At 43.2% G+C, this 21,081-nt stretch carries 23 protein-coding genes, 1 pseudogene and 1 riboswitch; of the genes and pseudogenes, 12 read left to right on the top strand and 12 right to left on the bottom strand.

Annotated features, from left to right (window positions below):
* Positions 1 to 305: 305 nt before the first annotated feature.
* From ATB76_RS28655 to ATB76_RS13325, 3 genes are all read left to right on the top strand, one after another.
* The gene (locus ATB76_RS28655; protein ID WP_038865152.1) at positions 306 to 515 is read left to right on the top strand and encodes a hypothetical protein; all 210 of its coding nucleotides are present in this window, start codon (positions 306 to 308) and stop codon (positions 513 to 515) included.
* A 51-nt stretch (positions 516 to 566) separates the two neighbouring features.
* On the top strand, positions 567 to 707 hold the full coding sequence (locus tag ATB76_RS13330; protein ID WP_038865151.1) for a hypothetical protein: 141 nt from the start codon (positions 567 to 569) through the stop codon (positions 705 to 707).
* 319 nt (positions 708 to 1,026) lie between these two features.
* Positions 1,027 to 1,126: riboswitch (purine riboswitch) on the top strand.
* 100 nt (positions 1,127 to 1,226) lie between these two features.
* Complete coding sequence (locus tag ATB76_RS13325; RefSeq protein WP_038865149.1) at positions 1,227 to 2,231, top strand: adenosine deaminase; 1,005 nt, start codon at positions 1,227 to 1,229, stop codon at positions 2,229 to 2,231.
* A 71-nt stretch (positions 2,232 to 2,302) separates the two neighbouring features.
* Here the strand turns inward: ATB76_RS13325 and ATB76_RS13320 are convergent, their stop codons facing one another.
* Positions 2,303 to 3,937, bottom strand: a complete 1,635-nt coding sequence (locus ATB76_RS13320) for a diguanylate cyclase (RefSeq protein WP_061035437.1) — start codon at positions 3,935 to 3,937, stop codon at positions 2,303 to 2,305.
* Positions 3,938 to 4,091: 154 nt separating this feature from the next.
* Positions 4,092 to 5,015 carry a LysR family transcriptional regulator gene (locus tag ATB76_RS13315; protein WP_061035436.1) on the bottom strand — a complete coding sequence of 308 codons (924 nt, stop codon included), beginning with the start codon at positions 5,013 to 5,015 and terminating at the stop codon, positions 4,092 to 4,094.
* Positions 5,016 to 5,183: 168 nt separating this feature from the next.
* Between ATB76_RS13315 and ATB76_RS13310 the strand changes: the two genes are divergently transcribed.
* The 3 genes from ATB76_RS13310 to ATB76_RS13300 all read left to right on the top strand — a co-directional run bounded on the left by ATB76_RS13310 (position 5,184) and on the right by ATB76_RS13300 (position 7,283).
* Entirely contained in the window at positions 5,184 to 5,678 is a 495-nt protein-coding gene (locus ATB76_RS13310; RefSeq protein WP_038876783.1) for a hypothetical protein, read from the top strand.
* 3 nt (positions 5,679 to 5,681) lie between these two features.
* On the top strand, positions 5,682 to 6,671 hold the full coding sequence (locus tag ATB76_RS13305) for an efflux RND transporter periplasmic adaptor subunit (RefSeq protein ID WP_061035435.1): 990 nt from the start codon (positions 5,682 to 5,684) through the stop codon (positions 6,669 to 6,671).
* Positions 6,672 to 6,809: 138 nt separating this feature from the next.
* Entirely contained in the window at positions 6,810 to 7,283 is a 474-nt protein-coding gene (locus ATB76_RS13300; RefSeq protein WP_038865142.1) for a peroxiredoxin, read from the top strand.
* Between the two features lie 70 nt (positions 7,284 to 7,353).
* Here ATB76_RS13300 and ATB76_RS13295 read toward each other — a convergent pair whose 3' ends face one another.
* From ATB76_RS13295 to ATB76_RS13285, 3 genes are all read right to left on the bottom strand, one after another.
* Positions 7,354 to 8,058 carry a class I SAM-dependent methyltransferase gene (locus tag ATB76_RS13295; protein WP_061035434.1) on the bottom strand — a complete coding sequence of 235 codons (705 nt, stop codon included), beginning with the start codon at positions 8,056 to 8,058 and terminating at the stop codon, positions 7,354 to 7,356.
* A gap of 193 nt (positions 8,059 to 8,251) precedes the next feature.
* Positions 8,252 to 8,659, bottom strand: coding sequence for an SPOR domain-containing protein (locus tag ATB76_RS13290; RefSeq protein WP_061035433.1), 408 nt, complete (start codon positions 8,657 to 8,659; stop codon positions 8,252 to 8,254).
* A 106-nt stretch (positions 8,660 to 8,765) separates the two neighbouring features.
* The gene (locus ATB76_RS13285; protein ID WP_042602584.1) at positions 8,766 to 9,935 is read right to left on the bottom strand and encodes a D-alanyl-D-alanine carboxypeptidase family protein; all 1,170 of its coding nucleotides are present in this window, start codon (positions 9,933 to 9,935) and stop codon (positions 8,766 to 8,768) included.
* 501 nt (positions 9,936 to 10,436) lie between these two features.
* On the opposite strand from ATB76_RS13285, the gene ATB76_RS13280 reads away from it, so the two are divergent.
* Positions 10,437 to 12,044: a BCCT family transporter gene (locus tag ATB76_RS13280; protein ID WP_038865139.1), complete on the top strand. Its 1,608-nt coding sequence runs from the start codon at positions 10,437 to 10,439 to the stop codon at positions 12,042 to 12,044.
* Positions 12,045 to 12,364: 320 nt separating this feature from the next.
* Here ATB76_RS13280 and yghU read toward each other — a convergent pair whose 3' ends face one another.
* On the bottom strand, positions 12,365 to 13,225 hold the full coding sequence (gene yghU / locus ATB76_RS13275) for a glutathione-dependent disulfide-bond oxidoreductase (protein ID WP_061035432.1): 861 nt from the start codon (positions 13,223 to 13,225) through the stop codon (positions 12,365 to 12,367).
* Positions 13,226 to 13,440: 215 nt separating this feature from the next.
* Complete coding sequence (locus ATB76_RS13270) at positions 13,441 to 14,007, bottom strand: TetR/AcrR family transcriptional regulator (protein WP_038865136.1); 567 nt, start codon at positions 14,005 to 14,007, stop codon at positions 13,441 to 13,443.
* Between the two features lie 99 nt (positions 14,008 to 14,106).
* Between ATB76_RS13270 and ATB76_RS13265 the strand changes: the two genes are divergently transcribed.
* Complete coding sequence (locus tag ATB76_RS13265; RefSeq protein WP_061035431.1) at positions 14,107 to 14,640, top strand: dihydrofolate reductase family protein; 534 nt, start codon at positions 14,107 to 14,109, stop codon at positions 14,638 to 14,640.
* A 427-nt stretch (positions 14,641 to 15,067) separates the two neighbouring features.
* On the opposite strand, the gene ATB76_RS13260 is transcribed toward ATB76_RS13265, so the two are convergent.
* Complete coding sequence (locus ATB76_RS13260) at positions 15,068 to 15,325, bottom strand: hypothetical protein (RefSeq protein ID WP_038865133.1); 258 nt, start codon at positions 15,323 to 15,325, stop codon at positions 15,068 to 15,070.
* A gap of 504 nt (positions 15,326 to 15,829) precedes the next feature.
* On the opposite strand from ATB76_RS13260, the gene ATB76_RS13255 reads away from it, so the two are divergent.
* Positions 15,830 to 16,039: a hypothetical protein gene (locus ATB76_RS13255; RefSeq protein WP_038882392.1), complete on the top strand. Its 210-nt coding sequence runs from the start codon at positions 15,830 to 15,832 to the stop codon at positions 16,037 to 16,039.
* Positions 16,040 to 16,264: 225 nt separating this feature from the next.
* On the opposite strand, the gene ATB76_RS28455 is transcribed toward ATB76_RS13255, so the two are convergent.
* The 3 genes from ATB76_RS28455 to ATB76_RS13240 all read right to left on the bottom strand — a co-directional run bounded on the left by ATB76_RS28455 (position 16,265) and on the right by ATB76_RS13240 (position 17,213).
* Positions 16,265 to 16,429, bottom strand: coding sequence for a hypothetical protein (locus tag ATB76_RS28455; RefSeq protein ID WP_164492023.1), 165 nt, complete (start codon positions 16,427 to 16,429; stop codon positions 16,265 to 16,267).
* 251 nt (positions 16,430 to 16,680) lie between these two features.
* Entirely contained in the window at positions 16,681 to 16,881 is a 201-nt protein-coding gene (locus tag ATB76_RS13245) for a hypothetical protein (RefSeq protein ID WP_061035430.1), read from the bottom strand.
* A gap of 119 nt (positions 16,882 to 17,000) precedes the next feature.
* Positions 17,001 to 17,213 (bottom strand): cold-shock protein, encoded by a 213-nt coding sequence (locus ATB76_RS13240; protein WP_038865127.1) that lies wholly within the window; start codon positions 17,211 to 17,213, stop codon positions 17,001 to 17,003.
* A gap of 486 nt (positions 17,214 to 17,699) precedes the next feature.
* Here ATB76_RS13240 and ATB76_RS13235 point away from each other — a divergent pair, with 486 nt between their 5' ends.
* The 3 genes and pseudogenes from ATB76_RS13235 to ATB76_RS13230 all read left to right on the top strand — a co-directional run bounded on the left by ATB76_RS13235 (position 17,700) and on the right by ATB76_RS13230 (position 19,829).
* Positions 17,700 to 18,098 carry an HAD-IA family hydrolase gene (locus tag ATB76_RS13235; RefSeq protein ID WP_081094910.1) on the top strand — a complete coding sequence of 133 codons (399 nt, stop codon included), beginning with the start codon at positions 17,700 to 17,702 and terminating at the stop codon, positions 18,096 to 18,098.
* Positions 18,099 to 18,184: 86 nt separating this feature from the next.
* Positions 18,185 to 18,367 (top strand): annotated as a pseudogene (locus ATB76_RS28650) (haloacid dehalogenase); the annotation flags it as partial.
* Between the two features lie 256 nt (positions 18,368 to 18,623).
* Positions 18,624 to 19,829: a DUF3103 domain-containing protein gene (locus tag ATB76_RS13230; protein WP_061035429.1), complete on the top strand. Its 1,206-nt coding sequence runs from the start codon at positions 18,624 to 18,626 to the stop codon at positions 19,827 to 19,829.
* Between the two features lie 528 nt (positions 19,830 to 20,357).
* On the opposite strand, the gene ATB76_RS13225 is transcribed toward ATB76_RS13230, so the two are convergent.
* Positions 20,358 to 20,837, bottom strand: a complete 480-nt coding sequence (locus ATB76_RS13225; protein WP_061035428.1) for a DUF1456 family protein — start codon at positions 20,835 to 20,837, stop codon at positions 20,358 to 20,360.
* Between the last annotated feature and the right edge of the window lie 244 nt (positions 20,838 to 21,081).

Raw genomic sequence — 21,081 nt, 5'->3', positions numbered from 1 at the left:
GATAGCTTTTCTTGGTGCAGCATCTCCTTGCTGCACCAAACTCTCCTCCCCCTTCAAAAATTCCTCACACTTAACACTCAGCAATATTCAATAAAATTTGCTCGGTTTTCTGCTGCCTAAAATAAATGGGTTGCGGACATGATATCCATCACTAGCACACTGTATCTATCGTTAGAACACTATTGTAATCGTTGGTATATCACTTACTTAAAATTAGGAAAAATTATGTCTAGAAGAACTGGTCGTCAACGACACTGGTATCAATTATCAAATAAAGAAAAAATCACAAAGAAACAGGAGAATAGATGTTAGAAATTGAATTCCGTTTAAAACAACCCGACATTTCTTGGAACGCCAAAATACATCAACTTAACGGTGACATTTTAAGGCGCCATATACTGCCAAAGCTTCAATCAACTTGTTATCTCATTGATTTTAAATACTGTGAGAAGAGCTACTCAGGTGAAATACTGTGTGACTCAGGTTCAAAGTTAGGAAGTTTTAGTATCAAATAAGTCTATTTTGATGCATTAATTAGTAATGCGAATAACTAGGAAGGTATTCAAATGGCCAGAAAAAGTAAAAAACAAATAGAACAAGAAAAGAAAGAGTCTGAACAAAACGCCGCTGCAGTAAAACAACAAACACGCCGACGTATTGAGGACATTATGGAGCAAAGAGAATTTGATAAATTGTTTGATCTTTAATGTTTAAACGAATGAATGAAATCCCTCCATACTCTTTTCATTACTCTTACCTATTAAAAATATCGATGTGCAAGGTATCGCCACCCCTTCTCAGTTCACAATGAGCAACGCACAGAAACCCGATATTAAACACCAAATTTCTCGCAAGGTGTCATTCAGAATTAGCCTCTGAATACTCGATTCACAGCTCGGTGTGTGCTGGAACCGAAACACCCCGCGATGAAATAACCTCTACAACGCCCGAAAGACTAACCTTCTTCTCCATTTTACTATCACCCATCTGCTTTCTAACAACGCTAGCCAACCCCGATTTTTTGCGTATAATCGCAACCGTTTGCTTCGTATAACCCCAATGATATGGTTTGGGGGTCTCTACCAGCTCCCTTAAAGTGCTGATTACGAAGAGTTGAGATCACTGTGGATCTTACTCTTTGTAATAGCGTTCGATTTTTTCCAATCTATACCTATTCTTAGAGTAACTGCATCCACAACAACCATAAGAAAAAGTGGGAGTTTATTATGAACGCATTTATTCAAGGTCTTCCAAAGGTAGAGTTACATTTACATATAGAAGGTTCGCTAGAGCCAGAATTGTTGTTTGAGCTAGCAAAGCGCAACCAAATCGACATCCCATTCGAATCACCTCAAGCACTGCGTAAAGCCTACGAGTTCGAAGATTTACAATCTTTTCTCGATATCTATTACCAAGGGGCAAATGCGCTGCGTACAGAGCAAGACTTCTACGATTTGACTTGGGCATATTTAGAACGCTGCAAAGCCGACAACGTTATCCATACTGAGATCTTTTTCGACCCGCAAACGCACACCGACCGCGGTATTGCATTTGATGTTGTCATTCATGGTATTTTTCGCGCCATGCAAGACGGACAAGAAAAGCTCGGTATCACCTCACAAATCATTGCTTGCTTCTTACGTCACTTATCTGAAGAAAGCGCGATCGAAACGCTGCAATCGATCTTAGAACATAAAGATAAAATCATTGGTGTTGGCTTGGATTCTTCCGAACTTGGTCATCCGCCAGAGAAGTTTAAGCGTGCATTTCAACAGGCAAAAGAAGCGGGCTTGCTGACGGTCGCTCATGCTGGCGAAGAAGGTCCAGCGCAGAATATTGTTGACGCACTAGAGATGCTAAGTGTCAGTCGAGTAGACCATGGTGTTCGCTGCGTTGAAGATGCATCGTTGGTCGAAGCGCTTATCGAAAGCAAAATGCCTCTCACGGTGTGCCCGTTGTCGAACATTAAGCTTTGCGTGTTTGATGAAATGGAGCAGCACAACATTGTTGATTTGCTACGTAAAGGTGTCGCGGTAACCATTAACTCGGATGATCCGGCTTACTTTGGCGGTTACATGACGGATAACTTTTTGGCGGTCAGCAATGCACACCCGATGACGAAGCCAGAGCTAGCTCAGTTCACCATCAATGCGATTAATGCGAGCTTCATCAGCGAAGCGCTGAAAGCCAAATACCGAGCTCAAGTCGCTGATTATTTAGCGAATCACTGATTATAAATACAAACCAGGGCTAGCTATCTAGCCCTTATTTTGTTGTTTGAAATACACCTTTACTACGTACCTCACGATGTATCTCGTTCGGTTTTAATACAGTTTCTCCCCGCATTTTTTGCAACATAGAGCGCCTTGTCTGCTCTGGCGACCAGTTCATCAAAACTCTCTTCTAACCCTAATGTGGCAATGCCCGCACTGAACGTCACTTTCGAAACAGGGCTGAAATCTTCATCCTTAAGCGCCTCTAAACGGTTTTGTGCCCATTGCAGTGCCTTTTCTAAAGATACCTCGGAAGCGACGATGACAAACTCCTCCCCGCCCCATCGTGCCAACATACCTTCCTCTAAAGGGGTTTGGGCAAGAAAATCAGCAATATGCTTTAGTACGTCATCCCCAACATCATGCCCAAATGTGTCGTTAACCTTTTTAAAGTGGTCAAGGTCGAGCAAAATCAATGAGACAGGCCAACTGTGCGCTTGTGCCTTTTGAAGCTGATCGTTGACTTTGGTGATCAGTGCACGACGGTTAAATAAGTTGGTGAGCGGATCATGCATGGCCAACCAAGTAAGCTTGTGGTTGTTTGCATTGAGCAAATTGACCGAGTACGCCAACTCTTGGTTCGCAGTATTGAGCTCTTGTGTTCTGAGTGCGACCACTTCCTCTAGCTTTCTATTGTGCTGATGGATTTCATCAAAAGTGTTTTTAAACGCATTGGAAAGCTGACCTATTTCATCTTTCGAATCGTAGCCAGAAAACGCGGTGTAATGATTGTTCACTGCGTTTTCGACATCGTACGTCAGATCCAAAATCGGCCTTGTGATGGAATTGGTGAGATAAAACACGATAGGCATAAAAACAACAATCACCACCGATGAAGTAATCGCAACATCTTCCAGTAGCTCATTGATATCGAGGAAAATATCAGACTCTTCCGTGGTCACAAAGAGCGTCCAATTGGGCAAAGTATCGATTTTAGCGAAAGTCACGATCTTGGCTTCATTGACCTTTCTGTCGTAGTAGTGGCCGTGTCCAACATTCTCCCAATTGGTTTGCACCGCAATGTCAGCAAAGCCTTCAAAACCAACTCGTTCACCTTCAAAAATATTGGCGTGCAAAATCAGAGAGCTGTCGGGATGAGAAACCACTGTCCCGGTGCTATCAGAGATCCACGCATAGCTGCTGTTGCCTAACTTCACTTTCGACAAACGCTGCGCAAGGTAGTCTACGGAAATAGAAACACCAACAATCCCTTTCCAGTTATCCGCTTCGTCATACACAGGTACACCAAGGGCAACAACGGGCGTTTTGACCAGTAAGCCAACGTGCGGTGTTGTGATGTGATAATCTCCGTGCTTCCATCGAGCATCTCCAACAAATTCCGGCCACTCGATTTTTATGGCTCTACCCTTGTAATCAATCAGATTCCAATGCTCATCGACGAAAAGCGTATTGATCACAGACTTCTTAGACATGCTTTTGAGCCACTTAAGCTCTTCGACAATAAAGTCGATATCCCCTTCTTGAACACGTTGGTGACCACTAATGGTTTGCAATGACGCCACATGTCGTTGCAACTCTTGGCTGATGACGTCCGAATGGAGGTTAGAAAGTTGAATGGAGTTTTCTAAGGCGACACTAAAGATCCGTTGCCGCTCTTTAAAGTACAACACAGCGAAAAGAATCAGGACGAAACAAATCGTCATTACGGAATACGTCACGACAAACTTGGTTCTTACACTTCGGAAAGCAAACCCCGCGATATACACAAATGTCCTTGTTAAATGTGAGGATATGCATATAGTCTAGTTTGTTAGTAAAGAGTCTGCTATGTGGTTTAGTATGAAAAACGGTCGAAATTTAATAGTTTATTGAAAGCTTCTTCGCTGCCAATGCACATTGTTCTCTCAACCATTTATGACTTGGATCGTTGGTACGAGATGAATGCCAATACATGGCAACATCGATAGGCTCTTTTAGAAAGTCGATCTCTAACGCTTTCAATTGATACAACTCTTTGTACTGTTCTAACAATATTTGAGGCATAAGGGCGATATAGTCGCAACGTTGTATCACCGGCAATATTTCTATAATACTGCTGCTCTGCCAAGCAACGTAACGCTGAGCTAATATCTTTTCGTCTTTAATCCCACGTCCAGTCAAATACCCTCCTTGTTGATCAAGTTGAGATAAAGTGACGTGCTTTTCTGCTAAATATTCATCCACGCTAATGGTATTGCCTAGTAAGCGTGGATGGTCAGCCCGGCACGTTACCGTCAACTTATCAGACATCAACACTTGAGAACGTAAATGAGGATGCAAGTTAGTGTGTGCCTCAATCACAAGATCACATTGCTGAGTTCGCAAAAGGTTGGTTAAGTCCATGCTATAGAGTGGCTCAATCCGTGTCATCGCTTTTGGCGCAGTATGACTAATCATTACAGACAACTCTGGTAACAAGGTAAAACCGAACACACTCAAAGACGAGATCACAAAACGCTTATCACATTGGGCAGGGTCAAATCGAGAATGTTCAGGCAACATATACGCAATACTTTCAACTGCACTGGCGAGCGTTGGGTAAATATCCAGGGCATACGCCGTCGGTGACACACCGTGGCTTTCACGTATAAACAGTGCGTCGTTAAACATCTCACGAAGCCTGACTACCGCTTGGCTGACCGCTGATTGGCTAATGCCCAATCGTTGCGCCGCCTTGGTGTAACTTTTCTCTTCGACAATCGCCACGAAGGTCGGTATAAGGCTGTAATCTGAGTGCTTCATAATTTATGTATTCTCGCCAATTTACCCAGTGATATAGCCATAACTTATATCACATATAACTCAACTTATGGCGTTTTTTCATACAATTTCGCGCACGTGATGAAACAAATAAAACAACCATCACTCGCTCAACGTTCTACCCTCCAAACATCGACAAAAGGTATAACTATGAACGTCATAAAAGCCATAGGTCGCGTGATATTTGCGATTTTTATGGTGCTATTAAAGTTCTCGATCTTCATGGCTCTGATGCTTTGCGGTGCTTATTTGCTTGCACCTATAGGTACGATCAATTCAAAAGACATTGATATGAGTTTATTTACCAACACGCCCAACGACACCATGATGGTGATCTTTAACTCTGAATACTTCAGCGGGTATCTGTTCTCTGTCACCATAGCCCTTGTCCTTTTTGTTATCTATTTGCTATGGCAGATCCATGAAGTTGCAGTGCACCGAGCGGAAGAAAAGAAAAGTTCTCACATTCAATTGGTTTTTGCTTTGTCTTTATGTGGTTTATTCATCCATAAAGCATGGTGGGTATTGGCACTTATCATTGCGTTCGCTAACTGGGAACACATTGGTCAATCACTTAGCAACATTATTCGCAATAGCCGACTGTCAACACAACCCCAAACGCCAGCAAAAGCAACGGAGGAATAACCGATGAAAGAGGTAATGATTCCGTACATTTTGATCATGTGGATTTTGGTCTCGACTGGCGCGATCAAATGGACACTTAAAAGCGCGTTTTGGATTATTTCTGGCGGCGCGTTCATTCTTGTGGTGCTGGGGATTCTATCCCGTTTGTGGGCTCCGGTTGATCTCACTTACTCATCCACAGTCAAAGCACCACACTCCGTGTTGTCTCCCCTATTTCGTGAGCAAATCGACCACATCAATGTGCAGCACAACCAACGAGTCAAGAAAGGCGATGTGATTTACACCTTAGTAGATACCACTTCGCAAGCCGACGTCGAGAAGATTAAGACTGGGATTGTGCAGCAAGAAGAGACCATCGCTCAGTTGAAGCGTGACATCGTGCGTGGTGAAACTTCACCAGAAATCTTCAAAGGCCGCGATCTGGAATACTACGAATCACAATTGCGCGTCGCCAAAGCGTCATTAAAATCACTCCATGCTGACCTTGAGAAGACTGTCTTTGAGCAAGAGCGTAAAACGGTACGAGCGCCTTATGATGGCCAAGTAGCCGTTGTTAACGTCGCTGACGGCAGCCGTGTGGGTAACATGCACATATACGACACCTCACGTAAGTTTTTAGAAATGCGCATCCCTGACCAAACTTATCGTTACGTTGAAGCGGGGCAGTTTGCTGAGTTTTACGTCGACGCATACCCTGGTGAAGTGTTCCGTGCGCGCGTGCACAGTATTACTGCGGGTACCGGAGAATCTTCTGTCTCTCCTCTGCAAGGGCCGCAAAGTGTTCGTCAGCACGTGGGAGCAAACACCAGTAGCCATGGTCGTACTGTGATTTTGGAAATCTTCGAACCAGAAGGCAAATCCATCCCAATCGGTGCAACTGGCTCAGCGTGGATTGCCGCAAATAAACCACACAGCCTGTTTGGCTTCATTGATGTAATTGGCGCAGCAACGGTTCGCCTTCACTCTTATAAGTCTTACTTGAACGCGATGTAGAGAATAAACAAACCGCCCACAGAGGCGGTTTGTTTTTAGGAAGCCCATGATGCCCCTACAATTCGTCTGTGGTTAGCAAACACTTTTGGCGCTAGACTGAGTGAGCTATATAAAGCTACCCAAATAAGGAAGAAAATGATGATTCAACAAGGCCAAGTACTACCTGCCGCAACGCTTAGCGAACTGACTGCGGATGGCATGGTAAATCACGAAGTAACCGAACTGTTTGCCAACAAGAAAGTCGTGTTGTTTGCGGTACCAGGTGCATTTACGCCAACATGCTCTGAAGCTCACTTACCTGGCTACGTTGTATTAGCAGACCAACTGAAAGCGAAAGGTGTTGATCTTATTGCTTGTGTATCGGTCAACGATGCCTTTGTCATGCAAGCTTGGGGCGAAGCGCAAAATGCTTCTGAGCTACTCATGTTGGGTGACGGTGATGCAAGCTTCACTAAAGCAATTGGTCTAGAAATGGACACGGGCGGCTTTGGCGGTGTTCGTTCACAGCGTTACGCAATGATCATTGAAAATGGCGTAGTAACAACGCTGAATGTTGAAGAGCCAAAAACATTCGAAGCGAGCAAAGCAGAAACCATTCTCGCTGCACTTTAAGCTCAACGCTAAGATCACAAAACGGAAGCCTCTGCGCTTCCGTTTTTTCTATCTGAACTCACTGATTTTACTAGCTCAGCGCTACACATTTAATGAAGATGAAGTTCGGGAACGTCGCCAAACGTTGATAATACTCCTGAGAGATTTCACGAATCTTTTCATTCACCTTACCTTCTGAAATCGCCAGCATCGCCATGTTACTGCCCGTAATCGCATCGGTAATGTCTTGTAATGAGCGGCGGTAGAATGCCACAGGAACCGGTTCTCCTACCGTATTCCACATATCTTCAACCAGCTCTTTATCGTAGTAATTACCAGAAGCCGAACATTCGAAATCCGCAAATGGATGATGGGTTGAGAAGACAAACTGACCACCGGCTTTTAGTACTCGTTGAATATCGTTAAACAAGGGACGAAGATCTTCAATGTAATGAACCATCAGCGGGCAAATGACTAAATCGTACTGTCCGTCCGTCTCTTCAGGTAAACCGAGCGCCAAGTTTTGCGCGTAAGCGGTGACCGAGCTACCTAACTTTTCTTTTACGATATCTATCATCTCTTGTGCAGCGTCGATGCAGGTTACTGAGCTTGCGCCCAGCTCAAGAAGAAGCTGCGCGTAAATACCAGAACCACAACCTAAATCCAGCACCTTTTTGCCTGCCACATCACCGACTAGTTCAAGGGTGTTTGGACGCTCAAAATGCGCGTTGTACAGATTATCTTGCGCGGCTAAATCGTATTGCTTTGCGTAGGTGGTGTACATTTCTTGCTTCATGGTGACTCCAACGAAAAAGTGGGATGCGAAGACTAGAAAATACTCGATCTGAAGTAAAGTGAAAAGCACGTCAGATCAGTGATCTTGCGCGTACATTGAAGAAGTGGCGTTCTGAAAAATAGAAAGAACCTTACCGATGTATCGAAAGACTCTGAATTGTGTGCAACCCCCTAATCGAATCAAAGCCTAGGTATTAACGCATTCGCACCACACTGGTCTCTTGCTTGCGCTGCATTTCACCAAACGTCAGCACAAACGGGGAAGATTGCTTAACGCGGCTTGGCAACGAAGACAGTGCGTTATAAGCGTCTTGCTTGGTTTTGAAATCCCCAACCGTCACGGTATACCATCGTGTACCACGGCTATTTTTCCAGTTCACCCAAACCGGATGTTTCGGATCGATATAGCGAATGTACTCTTTGACATCCTTTTCTTTTTTGAGTGCCAGTACCTGCATCGTGTAGTGATTTGAGTTGAGGTATCCATAAGCATCTTGCGATGACATAACACCAACACATTGCCCAGAATCGACTGGTTGATGCTGCGGCAGCACACAGCCAGTAAGGGAAAAAGCCAAGGCCAAAGATAAAATCTTGCGCACACGTAACTCCGTTTTTTTGTTCTGAATGTTTCTCTTAATGAGTGCTCAAAACAAAAAGGCGACCATTTCGGCCGCCTTAGTAAATCAATTTGCGTGTAATCGAGATTTAGAACCAGCTCGCGACCAAGCGCTTAAACCAATCCATTAGACGTTTGAAGATACTGCCTTCATCAACGGGCTCTAACGCCACTAGCTCAGCTTCTTTCACGACGTCACCGTCGACCTTATACAAAACTTTGCCAACCACTTGATCTTTTTGAATCGGGGCAATTAAATCGCCGTTGTATTCAACTTCCGCTTGCAGCTTATTTACATCGCCTTTTGGTAGCGTTAGATAAATATCGCGATCGACGCCGACTTTCAATTCATCTTGATTGCCCATCCAAACGCGCGCTGTTGATACTTCTTTACCAGCTTCAGTTGGTACAACCGTATCAAAGAAACGGAAGCCATAACTCAGTAGTTGTTTGCTTTCTGACTCACGTACACTTGGGCTTTTTGCGCCCATTACAACCGCGACCAAACGCATGTCACCATTAGTTGCCGACGTCGCAAGGCTGTAACCTGCGCCACTGGTGTAACCGGTTTTCATGCCATCCACACTCATGCTGCGATCGCGTAGCAAGCCATTCCGGTTGTATTGGGTAATGCCGTTGTAAGTAAACGAAGTCTCGCTGTACAACGGGTAGATATCTGGTAAATCACGAATGATGGCACGGCCGAGAGTCGCAATATCACGAGGTGTCGAATACAAACCATCACTGTCCAATCCGTGTGGGTTGGTAAATGCAGAGTTTGATAAACCAAGCTGATTCGCCCAACTGTTCATCAATCCAACAAACCCAGCTTCACTGCCTGCAACGTGTTCTGCGATAGCCACACTGGCATCGTTACCCGATTGAACAATCAAACCACGATATAGATCAGACAAAGAAACAGAGGTACCCACTTCAATGAACATTTTTGAAGAGTCTGGGAAGTTTTTTGCCCATGCATTTCGGCTGATCACCACGTCGTCATCCAGACTGATGTTGCCTGATTTAACCTCCTGACCAGCAACATAGGCGGTCATCAGTTTGGTCAAACTTGCGGGGTTAAGACGCTTATCTGCGTCTCTTTCTACCAATACAGTTCCGGTGTGGTAATCCATTAAAACGTAACCGCGTGAGCTAAGCTCCGGAGCATTAGGAACAACGGTAGGTGCAGCAAAACTAAAAGTAGATACTGCAGTCAGAGCAGTCGCTAACGTAGCATTGATTAAAGTATTTTTTCTCATAGCAGCTTTCTGTGGCTTACAAACTAAGTGGAGTATATTGAAACGCTGTTCAGTTACAGCAGCTCTGTTACGATTCGTTACGTTTACTCGATGTTTGTCGAAAAGAATGCGATGTCCGTAGAATATTGCACACAAAACCGGCATATAAATACGCTAGTCAAGCATATGAGACAACTAACATTTATCACCATTCAAAATACCAAAGCGCTAATAGCAAAGAGCTGAACTTTCCATCTTAGCCCCGTCCTTTTAGCCCTTACTCTCTGTGCTCAAGACCCAAAAAGATTACACATCAAAACATTACACCTCATAACTTTTCAACCCTAAATGCACGGTCAAAACTCGCATAAAAGGACAAAAAAAGCGTAAATTTGCATATTTTTACATAAAACATTATTATCTCGTCGCATTTTTTAATTTGAACTCAAAATAAATGGAGGGCGGTTTTGGTGTTTTTCTTGAAAAAGGACAGCACTTTTAAAAAGCGTACATGTTGTATTTATGGATAATGCACTAAAAAAATATAGTATCGACACCACCGACTATCAGGTTGGCCAAGACAACGTTCAAAAGTGGGGATTCGATATCCACAACCCAGTATTCGGAATTAGTGCTGGTCTTGTTCTTCTTTGTCTTGCTTCTCTTCTCATAGTTGACCCTGCGACTGCTCGTGATGCCCTAAACGGCCTAAAGAACGGCATCATTTCAGATTTCGACTCATTCTTTATGTGGTCAGCAAACTTCTTCATCTTATTCGCTATCGCGATTCTTTTTTCTCCCCTCGGAAAAATTAGAATCGGCGGTAAAGACGCCATTGCAGAACACTCAACCATTTCTTGGTTATCTATGCTTTTTGCTGCCGGTATGGGTATTGGGCTGTTGTTCTGGAGTGTTTCAGAACCAACCGCTTACTTTACCAATTGGTTCGGTACTCCTCTCAACGTAGAGCCTTATACCGAAGAAGCAAAATCACTTGCGATGGCCGCAACCATGTTCCACTGGGGCATCCACGGTTGGGCGATCTACGCCATTGTTGCACTCTCACTGGCCTTCTTCGCTTTTAATAAAGGTTTACCACTTTCTTTGCGCTCAGCGTTTTATCCAATCTTTGGGGACCGCGCTTGGGGTTGGTTAGGTCACGTTATCGATATTCTAGCGGTACTCTCCACTCTATTTGGTCTAGCGACGTCTCTCGGTTTAGGTGCACAACAAGCAACCAGTGGCATTAACCATGTATTTGGTTTAGAAGGTGGCATTGGTACGCAAATGATTGTTATCGCATTCGTTACTTTTATCGCAGTACTTTCTGTGATCCGAGGTATCGATGGAGGTGTCAAACTACTGAGTAACATCAACATGGCGGTGGCTTTTGCACTGCTGGCGTTCGTGATGTTCATTAGCTTCGATATCGCGACAACATCCATTTGGGATACCACTGTCGCTTACGCACAGAATATCTTTGCACTCAGCAACCCTGTAGGTCGTGAAGACACTGAATGGATGCACGGTTGGACTGTTTTCTATTGGGCGTGGTGGGTATCTTGGTCACCATTCGTGGGCATGTTTATCGCACGTGTATCTAAAGGACGTACCGTTCGAGAGTTTATCTTCGCGGTTATCGTGATTCCAACCACAGTAACCTTAGTTTGGATGGCCGTATTCGGTGGTATCGCACTCGACCAAGTCGTCAATAAAGTCGGTGAATTAGGCGCAAATGGCTTAACCGATATCTCACTGACGTTGTTCCATGTGTATGACGCCATGCCATTTAGTTCAGTCATTTCAATTCTGTCTATCGTTCTGATTTTGGTGTTCTTTATTACGTCATCAGACTCTGGCTCGCTGGTTATCGATAGCATCACCGCTGGCGGCAAAATTGATGCACCAGTACCACAGCGTATTTTCTGGGCATGTATTGAAGGCTCTATCGCTGCCGTCATGCTTTGGATTGGTGGTAAAGAGGCACTGCAAGCACTGCAATCTGGCGTTGTCGCAACGGGTTTACCATTCACCTTAGTCTTATTGGTCATGTGTGTGAGCTTGATTAAAGGCTTAAGATCAGAATTACCGGCGTATCAAAACGCAATGCAGAAACCTTCTGTTGCTTAGCAAAAGCTTTATATCATCAATATGAGAAACGAGCGTCCATTTGGCGCTCGTTTTTTATGCTCGTCACCGTATTGTATTGCGAATCAATAAGTTCCGTTCTTACACATAAAAAAGCCCCAAACGCAAAGGTGTTGGGGCGAATAAAGCAATGAGTTATTGGTCAAGGGATTCTAACTCACCACTGGAACGGACTTAGTCCTATGACATCCTTTGTTACGCAGCTTTATTTCAAGGAGATCACTTATTACTTTGCGTACGCCTCTCGACGAAACAAAAAAGGAATGCCGAAGCATTCCTTTTTACTCATTCAGAAAGGGCAATTATTCAGGCTTCTTCGCCAGCGCCGCATCAATGTCTGATGCGCTGTGACGCTCTGCCACTTGCTCCCACTCTTCACCCCATGCGCGGTTAACAATGCGACCACGTTTTACCGCGTCACGTTCATCAATCGCTTTTGCCCAACGCACGACGTTTTTGTAGCTTGCTACATCTAGGAATTCAGCCGCATCGTAAGCACGACCCAATACAAGGTTGCCGTACCAAGGCCAAGTTGCGATATCAGCGATGCTGTACTCATCGCCACCAAGGAATTCATTGTTCGCAAGACGCTTATCCAGTACATCTAGCTGACGTTTTGTTTCCATCGTGAAACGGTTAATTGGGTACTCGAACTTCTCTGGTGCGTATGCGTAAAAGTGACCAAAACCACCGCCCAAGTATGGCGCAGAACCTTGCAGCCAGAACAACCAGTTCATGACTTCAGCGCGCTTTGCACCTTCTTGTGGTAGGAAGTGACCAAACTTCTCCGCGAGATAGAACAAGATGTTACCAGATTCGAATACGTTCACTGGCTCATCACCGGAATGATCCGCTAGTGCAGGAATCTTCGAGTTTGGGTTCACCGACACAAAGCCAGAGCCAAACTGATCACCATCACCAATCTTGATCAAATACGCGTCGTATTCTGCTTCCGTTACACCAGCTGCTAACAGTTCTTCAAACATGATCGTGACTTTCTGACCATTTGGCGTACCCATTGAGTAAAGCTGGAATGGGTGCTCGCCAACAGGAAGCGCCTGCTCATGTCTTGCACCAGAATCTGGACGGTTAATACTTGCCCATTGGCCGCCGTTTTCGTTGTCGTTTGTCCAAACTTTTGGTGGAGTATATTCGTTAGTCATTGTTATCCCTTATTGTGTTTGAATGCATCTTCAAACTGACGTCCTAATCACGCCAGCAAGCATAATCAAATGTCCCCATCGCCAAATACGATAAAGCCTATTCAAGATATTAGGTCGAATTCGCCAAATAAAAGTCCTTCAATCTCTTTTAGTTAGAACCTTTGGTTATGGGAATTTCTTTCACGCTATAAGTAAAAAGTACACGTTAATGTGAGCTAGGTTCGAGATACCAACAACGAGGAACAAATCAGCTTCAGCGGTCCATCCATCATCTCAGTCTTAATCAAGCTTGCATCGTGACAACAACTGATTGAGAACGCGAACCCATGTAGGTAATCCGCCAGCAAGTCCAAACTGTCTTTCTCCACTTGCGGGGATAAACCCAAAGGCTCAACAATGATTCGATAACGCTCGGTAAACACTTGAGCTGGGCCATGGGATGTCATGCTCAACATGGTTTGCAACAACCCGTTGTACTCACGTAGCAGTGCAATGTAGCTAACAGACAAGCTTTTGAGTTCACCTTGCCAATCTTCATTCATTTGAGGTTGATAAATTTCCTCCACCAGCGATGTGGTTAACGCTTCAAGCAAGGCATTCTTATTTTTGAAGTAGTGATAGATCGCCATAGGATCGACATTTAATTGCGTCGCTAACGAGCGAATGCTTGGTACCTTTCCATCCTTTTTCATCAATAGCTTGGCCGATTCTAAGATGCCTTCTGCGCTTAGCTGCGACTGCTTGGCGGCCGGTCTTCCGCGTTTCTTTTCGTTGACAGACATTTGATCTTCCCGATAAACTCAGCATTATTCTACATTGTAGAATTAATTTTAACCTAACCTTTAACTTGGCTCAAGCACCAACATTTTAATGAGGTACTCATGGCAAATATCGTATTTATTGCAACCAGTCTGGACGGTTACATCGCAGATAAACAGGGCAAACTAGAATGGCTACATTCAGTACCAAACCCAGACAATATTGATACTGGCTTCTTCTCACTGATGGAACGCATTGATGGCTTGGTGATGGGACGCAATACCTTGGATGCAGTGCTGAGCTTTGATTGCGATTGGCCATACAGCAAACCGGTGTTCGTACTCAGCAACACCATGACAGAAGTGCCACAAGGCTACGAAGACAAAGTCTTTTTAGTAAAAGGCGAGCTAAAAGATGTGCTTGCTGACCTAAATGCAAAAGGCTTTAACGATCTTTACATCGACGGCGGTGTGACGATTCAGAACTTCCTAAAAGAAGATCTTATTGATGAAATGGTGATCACGCGCTTCCCTATCCTACTTGGCGGCGGCGCACCTTTGTTTGGTGATTTGGAACGACCACTCAACTTCAAAGTGACGAAAAGCGAGGTTATTTTAGATACGTTAGTGAAAACGACTTACGTGCGTCAAAGGTAGTTTGGGGGTGAGTGAATCAAGCTCTTGACGATAACGTTAAGGGCGATTTTTGTCTTCAATAGCGATGTTCGATGGAACTCATTTTAGGACATTTTTGAGTTAGAACTGCTACAAATTAGAGCAAGTATAGTAAGTACTCGACCACAAAAATGTCCTCTGTAAACCTACCAGTCTGGATTTTATTTTTGAGCATTTTTCTAATAGAAATACGGCTCAAATCAATTCAGTGGCATTGGTAAGTCATAAAGGTGTTTTTTTGTTTTTTTGATAATCACTGTATTTTTTTGCGATCCATTGATGCAAATGCAATCCGCTATTACGCTTTAGCTGCACATCGATCACAGCCAAAATCAGTAACCCAATTATCGTTCCCATAATCATCTCCAAGCTTATCTATTCTAATTAGTACTAGTTTAAGTGCTTTTCATTAATCCATTGATTTCATAAGCTTATCCATATTTAGACCACCAAGCTCCTCTAAGTTATCCTTAATCTCTTCATCTATTGATAGATGGCGCTCAACTTTCTTTATTTCCTTCTCAAGAAACTTTTCAACTTCTTGAGATACGTTGAACATCAACCCCTGTTCACGTGCTGCTTTTCTCGCTCGTTTAAGACGATAATCTAAGTCTGATGAAATTTTAATGTTTAGCGATACTTTGGATTTTTTTTTCTGTAATTGCATGATGATACTCAATTTCAACTTAATAATACTATAAACTTTTCTACCTTTTTAGCAAGAAAAGTTAGTATTACCGATGACTGAATTGGAGTCAGAGCTGAATAAGATAGTTGTGTACGAATAAGATGTGTAAAACACCGAATGGATCACCTCTGAGCTTAGAAACGCCACAAGCACAAGATAGCTCATAGAAAGACGATGCTTTTCAACAGACAAGCTTTGGGGATAACAACCACGACATGTCTGGGACACACGTAATATTATGGCAAATGGAACGTTAAGTTGCTTAAACAGTGGGAAGCGATGAAACATACTCGTCGTGCGCAGGCTTATGGGGCGAGGTAATAACCATTGTGTGACGGGTCTTTTCCGTCCATACTCCTTGATAATCAGTTGTTTGCCTAGTCAACTTTTGGCAAGAAACCAAGTCAGTTCGAACGTTTAAGCGTGAAACAATGCTATATTGAAAGCGTCACATCACCACGTCCCCACAAAAGGAATAGTACCATGCCGACCTATCAGGTCACTTACTTCAACGCGAAACACGCCGTGATGGATAGCGAAGCTATCTTCATGAAAAGTCTAACTAACGCCAAGCGCTCAGCTGAGCATCATGCGCCAGAGGGCGCAATGCGAATTGAGATTAAAGATTTAATGGATCAGATGCTAAGTCGAATGACGCTTGATGATGGCTGGGTAGATAGCAGTGAAGACTGACGTTGGCTAGCAATCATGATTCGTTTGGAACGTCATGAATAAATACACAGGTTTGATTCGTTTTTCGTAGTAGCCTTTGACACAGTTTAACTTGTTTGTCTGACAAAGCTTGCTCACGATTAAGTTGATCTCGTAAACCTGTAAGCATGTCTCGGTCCAAGTTACTCAGCTTTTCGGAGTGTAAGAGGAGTGTCGTATTGATAAGTTCAGAGAGGTTTCTTGAGCTCATAGTCCCCACTCCTTATCCCATTCTTTTTGTTCCTCAATCTCTTCTATGCGTTTGCGAACACCCATTGTTTTCAACTCTTCCGGTATCCGCTTAACCCCTTTCCCTTTCGGATTAATACTAAATTGCTTCTGCTTTTGTGTCGGTTTAGGTAGCTTGCTCATATATCATCCTATTTTTGGTGGTTTACTGAATTTCGCACCGCGTTCATATTGGCTATGAAAACAACAATGATACTACACAAGTCAGAACATAAATGGGCAACAGTAATTCAATGATTTTTCTAAATGAGATCAACACAGATTGAACCAACGATTGCAGAAAACTGAGGCTCAGGCTTTTAAAAATGTAGTGATTCTAAGCAAAATAATTTTAGTTAATTTTATTCAGGTTAGAATAAAGCCATTTCAATTCATTATTTTTTATTGATGTATCGTTCAGCATTTGCAAAAAGTTTATCGCATGCTTTTTTCTGTGCTGAATATTCTGATGAACCTTCAGTCATAGACTCGAGAATTTCTTTCGCTTCTTGGTATTCTTTTACCATCGCAGCGAATCGTTCTTCGAAGTTGTTTTTCTGTGTTTTCTTGCTTGATTTTCTTACTGGTTTTCTCATGTTACTTCTTACCTTATCGATCCCAACGTTTATTTTTATTCGTATTTCGAACCTTCGGGATCTTTATTAAACGTAAAGTAAAAAAGTCTCCTCGACAGAAGAGACTTTTTAGAAATGTCTTACACTAACGTAACGTTACCCGCTTGAGGGCCTTTGTTACCTTGCTCAACAACAAAAGAAACCTTTTGGCCTTCAGATAATGTTTTGAAGCCTTCACTAACAATTGATTTGAAGTGAACAAACAGGTCAGAACCGCCGTTATCAGGAGTGATAAATCCAAAACCTTTAGATTCGTTAAACCATTTTACTGAGCCAGTTGTTTTATTTGACATAATATATCTCGATACATTGATTAAGTTAAAAAGAAAGCTACTAAATAAGGAATAAAGAATAAGGTATCGCAGGATAGATATGACGAACTTAATCGAAAAAACTGAGAAGATCTTGAACTAAATATATTATCAATAACTCACCGTTTGAGCTGCCGACACTATACACCAAGTAAAAATAATAGATATGCATTTCTTCATTAAATTTTATTCCCTATAAATTCAACAACTTGAAAGGTAAAATTTAATCTCTTGCTCTAAATGTGCGAGAATCATTCGCACAATCGTAACAACGCTAATATTCGATATCAGGAAAGTGAATGTTTCTCGCTTCTGATGAAGAAATCGCATACCCACAACCCAATATTGTTGTCCCACAAAAATGTATGGTCCGCCCCGTTATTGCAACTACAATTAAGTCATAACGGAGTTGGTTTGCGCTAATGTATTCGGAGTCCTTGTTGGGAGCACTAGCTTCCCAGCTCCACGATGATATCTGCGCCAGATTGTGTGGTTGCGAGCGATGAAATTGCAGCAGGCTCTCGCCCAGGCCCATGGATGGCACTAAAGAACGTTATTGATTTGGGCGTAACACGCGTCAGCAATTGCGTGAAGGTTGATGATGCCGTCGCTGGTATTCACGAAGGACTAAACGCAGGCATGTGGACGGTTGGTCTATCTGTATCAGGTAACGAGTTCGGAGCGACGCCAGAAGAGTTCCAAGCAATGACAGCAACAGAAATCGAACAACGAAAACAAGCCGCAGAAAAAGTGCTTTACGCCGCTGGTGCGCACTACGTTATTGAGACTATTGCAGAATTGCCACAAGTAATAAATCAAATAGAGGCGAGAATTAAAAACGGAGAGTATCCAACTTATATCAATTGATTCACTAGCCCTTCAAAAAAGCCAACAGCTATGACTGTTGGCTTTTAGCTGTGTGTACCATCCCCTGCCCGTTCTCCCATCTTGAATTAGCGTTCAAACATTCCCCCTCAGGCGTATTATCAACGAAAAGAGCTGGATGCTTTACGGTCGCACTACTCACTAGCCATAGAGAAGATGAATTGAAAGATGCGGACCTTATCGTGCAAGGCTTTGAGCACCGAACGGTGATCAAAAACCACAATGGTTCTTATTGTCTAGCGGCTTCATAAAACGATTCCAATAGCTGATACACAGACAGATTCAGCAGTTAATAACGCCACAAATTCCTTATTTACCAATTTATAAACTATGAAATATCAAGCTAGCACTCAATAGATTTTATAAAATTTAATTAAATTGAGATCTTGTGCTGCACACTGAAACAAAAAGTCCAAGCGAAATTTTCCACACATTCATGAAATTGATAGGTTGATCCTTGTAGGGTAAATACTCTATTAGTGATAAAAATTAAAATAAGGACTTTTTATGAGACCATCATTCTCGATCAGTATGGCGCTTGCTACCACGGTGGTTGGCTTCCATTCCTATGCAGACAGCATCAACACAACTACCTCGTCATTAACCTCAACCAACGTTGCTGAGCAAAAACAATCGTTAGCTTTGCAGATCAGTGCCAGCTACGCCGATCTTGAGTCTTCTTTGAAAGCTCAGATCACCGAAAAAAGTTTATCGATGCCGATAGACAAGCTGAATTCAGCTCAGCCCTACTCGACCTTCTCAAACGAGATGCAAAACGCCGATCTTAGCTATCGCAAGATGAAAGGTATCAATAACTTCAGTGATTCCGTTCTTGAAATCCGCATGGCTGATGAAACCATGATTGACGCTTGGAATGATGGTAAGAGCCCGCTGTTCGCATTCGAACCATCTGGTGACGATGCCGATTGGCAATACATCGAAGCGTATGACGTGTACGGGCAAGTTCATGAGTTAGACGTCTACCAAATGCCGGATGTCCCTGTCTTCGTGATTGACAGTGATGGCGCCAAAGAGCTCAAAGCGGGCCTGATGGCAATGCAAGCAGAGCTGAACCAGCTTGGCATGGCTACTCAAATTAATGCCGACGGTAAACACAGTGCCGACAACCCTCAAAAACAACCTCTAATCGGCAAGGCTCGTCACTCTATATCCGAATCAGAACCGGAAGAGCTGAACACGACTCAGCTTACGAAGATTCGTTTAGCGGTGGATAGAGAACCTTGGATCTCAGGTAAAGCCGAAATCTACGCGATCGTGACGGGTGTTGATGCCAGCCGTTTAGAACCGCAGATTGACCTAGTTGAAATGCCTTATCTGGATTACGACAAGCAAACCTATTACCCAAATCAAACCATCATTTTTTGGCCTCGTTACCGCTGGGGCGCAGCAGACATTATTCTGATGGAGCACGATGACGGCACTAACTATAAAGAGCTTGCAAAACTGCTGCTCAAAACCGCAGAAGAAGTACTGAAGATGATCCCTGATCCAGAAGTACAGGGATATGTGATCATCCCTCAGATCACCAGCAAAATCATTGAGTTGATTCCAAACAATATCTTGGTTAACGATGATGACTTTGTAGACGTGTACTACACGCTACTACAGAAGACCCCTTATGTTGACCGTCCTGGCGCAGGTGGCAACGCGGTGGCATCTTTCACCCCAGTCACCATATTGCCTACTGAGTAACTTTAGGTTCATCACTTTGGCCAGTCCTGTGTTTAATGGCAGCCTAGGTAGATAGGTAGAACGAAAGAAAAAAGCCCTTTCTAGAAGTAGGAAGGGCTTTTTATCATCGATTTCAGTGTTTGGTGATCACAACAGGTATAAATTCAGTCTATGAAGGCTTTGGACAATTCCGTGTTACTAATGGCGTCAGTCGTGACCCTGCTCGCATAACCAAAAGTATGGAAAAACTCTATATACGTGGCCAGTTTGAGTGAATCACTACAAGATGTCTAGAATAGCTTGACCAGAATAGAGGCCCCTCACTGGCTTAAGGTTTTAGCTTGGTGGGGTCATAGGGGGCGGTGTGTGTCTTGATTCTAAAAGCCGACCAGATTTCAACGTGGTTTGATAGGTATCTACTGAAGAAAGACAAGGAGTAGACGTGATTGTGAAGCTCTAATATCGGTCTTTAACATGATAAAAGCGAGTAACCAAATGAAATAGTTCTCGCTTTTTTAATCAATTACCACGTTCGATTCGAGATAAAAATTACCCAGTAAACTCTTCAGAATCGGGACGATTGGTAAACTGCACACCATTTAAGAAGTCGCACAGCAGTTGGTCTTCACACTGTTTGTAGTTTTTGTTGTTTGGCTTGCGGAAATACGCACCAATTTCGTATTTACTTAAACTAATATCAACCACTTCTAATACGTCCAACACATCTTCTGCTTTCATGTCTAGCGCAATGCGCAGCTTCATGAGAATCATGTTGTTGGTCAACGCTACTTCTGGCTTAAGTTGCTCGCCGTCTTTTTTGCCTCGCTTGAGGTTAATAAAGCCATTTAAGAATACCGCTAACTCTTGATCCTTCATCTTAACGCTAGATTTGTCGCTTTCATCTTTTAACCAGTTTGCCACTTTATCGTGAGCCACAGTAACTTCGGCCTGCCCGAAAGCTTTCATTATCTGTGCGTTTTTAAGGTTTAACGCGTGTTGGATACGACGTAAAATTTCGTTGTTAGTCACTAGGGATTCCTAAAATGAGTTCTAAGGGTGAATAAAAATCCATCAATTACATGCGTTCTGTGGGTGTCTTTATTCAATAGCGTAGTTGACGGTGACTCTAACAGAGAACACGTTTCTTCGGTAGGTTAAAAAATGGAGATAAGACGGCCTATTCGAATTAGTTGGCGAAGTTGGTAAGACCCCACTTTCATAGACACTATGCTGATTAGAAGGAGTAGTTCAAACCATCTCACTGTGATTTGTG

It is taken from the genome of Vibrio sp. MOR3 (genome assembly GCF_001557775.1).
In the GTDB taxonomy this organism is placed as follows: domain Bacteria; phylum Pseudomonadota; class Gammaproteobacteria; order Enterobacterales; family Vibrionaceae; genus Vibrio; species Vibrio jasicida.
Note: the sequence above shows the minus strand (reverse complement) of the source record. Positions and strands in the feature narration are given on the sequence as shown.

Excerpts from the sequence above, each read along its gene's own strand:
- ATB76_RS28655 (WP_038865152.1), top strand. The coding sequence starts at position 306 with ATGTTAGAAATTGAATTCCGTTTAAAACAACCCGACATTTCTTGGAAC.
- ATB76_RS13295 (WP_061035434.1), bottom strand. The coding sequence starts at position 8,058 with ATGAAGCAAGAAATGTACACCACCTACGCAAAGCAATACGATTTAGCC.
- ATB76_RS13305 (WP_061035435.1), top strand. The coding sequence starts at position 5,682 with ATGAAAGAGGTAATGATTCCGTACATTTTGATCATGTGGATTTTGGTC.
- ATB76_RS28455 (WP_164492023.1), bottom strand. The coding sequence starts at position 16,429 with ATGAGCAAGCTACCTAAACCGACACAAAAGCAGAAGCAATTTAGTATT.
- ATB76_RS13255 (WP_038882392.1), top strand. The coding sequence starts at position 15,830 with ATGCCGACCTATCAGGTCACTTACTTCAACGCGAAACACGCCGTGATG.
- ATB76_RS13245 (WP_061035430.1), bottom strand. The coding sequence starts at position 16,881 with ATGAGAAAACCAGTAAGAAAATCAAGCAAGAAAACACAGAAAAACAAC.
- ATB76_RS13265 (WP_061035431.1), top strand. The coding sequence starts at position 14,107 with ATGGCAAATATCGTATTTATTGCAACCAGTCTGGACGGTTACATCGCA.
- ATB76_RS13330 (WP_038865151.1), top strand. The coding sequence starts at position 567 with ATGGCCAGAAAAAGTAAAAAACAAATAGAACAAGAAAAGAAAGAGTCT.
- ATB76_RS13320 (WP_061035437.1), bottom strand. The coding sequence starts at position 3,937 with ATGACGATTTGTTTCGTCCTGATTCTTTTCGCTGTGTTGTACTTTAAA.
- ATB76_RS13310 (WP_038876783.1), top strand. The coding sequence starts at position 5,184 with ATGAACGTCATAAAAGCCATAGGTCGCGTGATATTTGCGATTTTTATG.
- yghU (WP_061035432.1), bottom strand. The coding sequence starts at position 13,225 with ATGACTAACGAATATACTCCACCAAAAGTTTGGACAAACGACAACGAA.
- ATB76_RS13240 (WP_038865127.1), bottom strand. The coding sequence starts at position 17,213 with ATGTCAAATAAAACAACTGGCTCAGTAAAATGGTTTAACGAATCTAAA.
- ATB76_RS13230 (WP_061035429.1), top strand. The coding sequence starts at position 18,624 with ATGAGACCATCATTCTCGATCAGTATGGCGCTTGCTACCACGGTGGTT.
- ATB76_RS13315 (WP_061035436.1), bottom strand. The coding sequence starts at position 5,015 with ATGAAGCACTCAGATTACAGCCTTATACCGACCTTCGTGGCGATTGTC.
- ATB76_RS13260 (WP_038865133.1), bottom strand. The coding sequence starts at position 15,325 with ATGCAATTACAGAAAAAAAAATCCAAAGTATCGCTAAACATTAAAATT.
- ATB76_RS13285 (WP_042602584.1), bottom strand. The coding sequence starts at position 9,935 with ATGAGAAAAAATACTTTAATCAATGCTACGTTAGCGACTGCTCTGACT.
- ATB76_RS13300 (WP_038865142.1), top strand. The coding sequence starts at position 6,810 with ATGATTCAACAAGGCCAAGTACTACCTGCCGCAACGCTTAGCGAACTG.
- ATB76_RS13325 (WP_038865149.1), top strand. The coding sequence starts at position 1,227 with ATGAACGCATTTATTCAAGGTCTTCCAAAGGTAGAGTTACATTTACAT.
- ATB76_RS13280 (WP_038865139.1), top strand. The coding sequence starts at position 10,437 with ATGGATAATGCACTAAAAAAATATAGTATCGACACCACCGACTATCAG.
- ATB76_RS13270 (WP_038865136.1), bottom strand. The coding sequence starts at position 14,007 with ATGTCTGTCAACGAAAAGAAACGCGGAAGACCGGCCGCCAAGCAGTCG.
- ATB76_RS13235 (WP_081094910.1), top strand. The coding sequence starts at position 17,700 with ATGATATCTGCGCCAGATTGTGTGGTTGCGAGCGATGAAATTGCAGCA.